This window comes from Streptomyces chattanoogensis (assembly GCF_001294335.1).
GTDB classification, from domain to species: Bacteria; Actinomycetota; Actinomycetes; order Streptomycetales; family Streptomycetaceae; genus Streptomyces; species Streptomyces chattanoogensis.
In genome coordinates, this window is record NZ_LGKG01000213.1 from 1 (window position 1) to 4407 (window position 4407).

1 pseudogene is annotated in these 4407 nt (G+C 72.0%); it reads right to left on the bottom strand.

Annotated elements, in window-relative coordinates:
- A pseudogene (locus tag ADL29_RS40100) lies at positions 1-4407 on the bottom strand (type I polyketide synthase); the annotation flags it as partial.

The window sequence follows — 4407 nt, forward strand, 5'->3', positions numbered from 1 at the left end:
CGGTGATCAGGACCGTGCCGGACGGATCCCACGTCATCGCGTGCGGAGACTGCACCCGGGCCAGCCGGGCCGCCAGCACCTCACCCCCACGCACCAGCAACTGCGGCTCATCCGACGCCAATGCGCCGGGCAGAAGGGTCGGTTCGGTGTCGCCGTCCACGTCCACCAGGGCGAAGCGGCCCGGGTGCTCCGACTGTGCCGATCGCACCAGACCCCACACCGCCGCACCCGCGAGATCCCCACCGGACACCGCGCCGCGCGTCACGAACACCAGACGCGAGGTGGCGAACCGGTTGTCGGCCAGCCAGGACTGGATCAGGTCCAGTGCCCCTGCCGTGGCGGCATGGACGGATGCCACCGTTCCGGCGGTCTCGGTGGGCAGCGGGGCGAGCACGGTGTCGTGGGCGCCCGTCGCCGCGAGGTCGTCGAGGTCCGCGTGGGGCTGGAGGGAGAGTTCGTTGAGGATGCCCTCGGTGTCCTTGCCGAGCAAGGCGAGGGAGTTCGCTGGGGCGTCTGTGAGGGGGATGGTGGTCCAGTCGACCGTGAAAAGGGAATCGCGGTCGCCGGTCCCCAACTGCCCGGCGGTGATCGGACGTGCGGTCAGGGATCGCACCGAGGCGACCGGCGCACCGGCCGTGTCGGCGATGGCGATCGACGTACCGTTTTCGGTGGGTCGGATGCGTACCCTCACCTGGGAGGCGCCGGTGGCGTGGAGTGTCACTCCGTTCCAGGAGAAGGGGACGGCTCCTTCGTCCGTTCCCTCGCCACCCAGCAGCGCCGCGTGCAGCGCGGCGTCGAAGAGTGCGGGGTGCAGGCCGTACGCGTTGCCGTCCGTGCCTTCGGGGAGTCCGACCTCGGCGTAGATGTCCTCGCCGAGCTTCCAGGCCGCCCGCAGGCCCTGGAACACCGGGCCGTACGCGAATCCGGCGTCCGCGAACCGCTCGTAGCAGCCCGCCGCGTCCAGTTGCTCGGCACCCTGCGGGGGCCACACCGCGGCATCGAACGGCACCGTCCCGGCCGCCGGGGCCAGGGCGCCGCCGGCGTGCAGCGTCCAGCTGCCTTCGCCCTCACGTGCATGGACCGATACCGGCCGGCGGCCCGTGTCATCGGGCTCGCCCACCCACACCTGTACCTGGATCGCGGCGCCCGATGCGGGCAGGACCAGTGGCGCGGCGAGCGTGAGTTCGTCCACCGCGGCGCAGCCCACCTCGTCGGCTGCCCGCAACACCAGTTCCATGAGAGCCGTGCCGGGCACGAGGACGGAGCCCAGCACCACGTGATCCCCCAGCCACGGGTGTGAGGACAGGGACAGCCGCCCGGTGAACAACAGGCCGCCTGATCCCGCCAGTTCCACGGCCGCACCCAGCAACGGGTGCCCGGCCGGGCCCAGGCCTGCGGACCGTACGTCGCCTGCGCGCGCTGCTCCGCCTGACGGCCAGAACCGTTCGTGCTGGAACGCGTACGTCGGCAGGTCCACCCACCGCGCGCCCGTACCGGCGAAGGCGGCGGACCAGTCGACCGGGGTGCCGTGGGCGTGCAGTCGTGCCAGGGCCGTGAGCAGTGCCGGTGCCTCGGGGCGGTTCTTGCGCAGTACGGGGGCCAGTACGGAGTCGTCGGCGGCGGATTCGGCGGCGAGCGCGGAGAGCGCGCCATCGGGGCCGAGTTCCAGGAACGTCGAGACGCCCTGCTCGCGGAGCGCGCCGACCCCGTCGGCGAACCGTACGGCCTCGCGGACGTGGCTGACCCAGTACTCGGCGGAGCACAGCTGTTCCGCGGTGGCGGGCCGGCCGGTGACGTTCGAGACCACGGGGATGCGCGGCGCGGCGTAGGTCATGCCGTCGGCGACGGCCCGGAAGTCGGCCAGCATCGGTTCCATGAGCGGTGAGTGGAAGGCGTGCGAGACCGGCAGTCGGGTGGCCTTGCGGCCCTCTCCCTCGAAGTGCGCCGCGAGGACGAGTACCTCGTCCTCGGCGCCGGAGACCACGACCGACGAGGGGCTGTTGATCGCCGCGAGGGACACCTGCTGCGTGAGGTGCGGATGTACCTCGTCCGCTGTCGCCCGGATCGCCATCATCGCTCCGCCGGGTGGCAGTTGCTGCATCAGCCGGCCTCGGGCCGCCACCAGCGCACAGGCATCCGGGAGGGAGAAGACGCCCGCCGCATGGGCTGCGGCGATCTCTCCGATGGAGTGCCCCAGCAGGTGGTCCGGGCGCACGCCCCACGACTCCAGCAGGCGGAACAGGGCCACCTCGATGGCGAACAGCCCTGTCTGGGTGTACGCGGTCTGGTTCAGCAGTTCCGCGTCCTCGCCCCAGATGACGTCTTGCAGGGGGCGGTCCAGGTACTCGTTCAGGTGCTTGTCCAGGGCGGAGCACACCGCGTCGAAGGCCTCTGCGAAGGCCGGGTAACGACCGTACAACTCACGGCCCATACCGAGGCGTTGTGAACCCTGACCCGAGAACAGGAAGGCCAGCTTGCCGGAGCGGGCTCGGCCCTGCGCTACGAGGGCTGGCGCCTCTGTGTGGCTCTCGGCCAGGGCGGACAGCGAGTGCAGCAGGTCCGCTCGATTCGCGGCGAGTATCACCGCGCGGTGCGGGAACGCCGAGCGGCCCGTAGCGAGTGAGTAGGCGACGTCCGTGATCCGCGGCGCCGGATCGCCGTCGAGACGGGACAGCAGTCGTGCTGCCTGCGCCCGCAGCGCCGATGCGCTCCTGCCGGACAGCAGTACCGGCACCGGCGTCCCGGAGTCGGCCGTCTCGTCCTCGGCGGCCTCCGGTTCGGTGTCGGGCGTGGCCGATTCCGTGTCGGCCGCAACCGGTTCGGGCTGCTCCAGGATCACATGCGCGTTCGTCCCGCTGATGCCGAAGGAGGAGACGCCTGCGCGGCGCGGTCCGGGGCCTTCCGGCCACTCGGCCTCAGAGGTCAGCAGCTCGACGGCCCCGGCGCTCCAGTCGACGTGCGACGACGGCGCGTCGACGTGCAGCGTCCGCGGGAGGACACCGTGGTGCATCGCCAGCACCATCTTGATGACACCCGCCACACCCGAAGCCGCCTGCGCATGCCCGATGTTGGACTTCACCGACCCCAGCAGCAACGGACGGTCCTCCGGCCGCTCCTGACCGTACGTCGCCAGCAGTGCCTGGGCCTCGATGGGGTCGCCCAGCGTCGTGCCCGTACCGTGCGCTTCCACCGCGTCGACATCCGCCGCCGACAGACCCGCACTCGCCAGCGCCTGCCGGATCACCCGCTGCTGCGACGGACCGTTCGGCGCCGTCAGACCATTGGACGCACCGTCCTGTACGAGACCCGGCCCGAGGCGACACTGCCTGCGCTGCCGCTGCCCTGGTAGCCCTCGAACTCGCGCCCGGAGAGCAGCGTCGAGTAGTCGTGGTACATCACGCCGGCGAAGACGCCGGTACGGCTGCCGCGCAGGGTGGCCGGGTCCATACCGGCGCGCTCGAGCGCCTCCCAGGTCGTCTCCAGCAACAGCCGCTGCTGGGCGTCGGTGGTCAGGGCCTCCCGCGGACTCATCCCGAAGAACTCGGGGTCGAACTCCGCCGCGTCATGGAGGAATCCACCGGATCGGGTGGCGATGGCGCCCTCCCGCTCGGGGTCGTAGGTGTCGTCGATCTCCCAGCCCCGGTCGGTCGGGAAGTCGGATACGGCGTCCACCCCGTCCGCCACCAGGTGCCACAGGTCCTCGGGCGAGGCGACGCCGCCGGGGAAGCGGCAGCTCATGCCGACGATCACGACCGGATCGTCCGTCAGGGACGGCAGGGCGGACACCGGGAGGGGCGTCTTGGCCTCCGTCTCCGCGCCGAACAGCTCGTCCAGGAGGTGGCCCGCCAGGGCATCGGCTGTCGGGTAGTCGAATACGGTCGTCGCCGGGAGCCGCAGCCCGGTGGCCTTGCCCAGCAGGTTGCGGAGTTCGATCGCGGTCAGGGAGTCGAAGCCGAGGTCCTGGAAGGCCCGGTCAGGGTCGATAGTTTCCGGGCTCGCGTGGCCCAGGACCGTCGCGATCTGGGCTCGTACGACATCGAGCAGCGCCTCGCGCCGCTCCGCCACGGACAGCCCGGCGAGGCGCTGCACGATGCCGGATGCCGCGACGGCACCGGCCCGGCGGGTCCTCGTCCGGATCAGGCCGCGCAGCAGCGGCTCGGGCTCGCCCTGTGCCCGCAGCGCCGCGAGGTCCAGGCGGACGGGGAGCGCCAGCGGTTCGGCGCTGCCGAGCGCGGCGTCGAAGAGGGCCAGGCCCCCCTCGGCGGTCAGCGGAGGCATGCCCGAGCGGGCCATGCGCTGGATGTCGGCGTCGGTCAGGGTCCGGGTCATGCCGCCGTCCTGGGACCAGGGGCCCCACGCCAACGACACCGCCGGAAGACCCGCCGCCCTGCGGTGATGCGCCAGCGC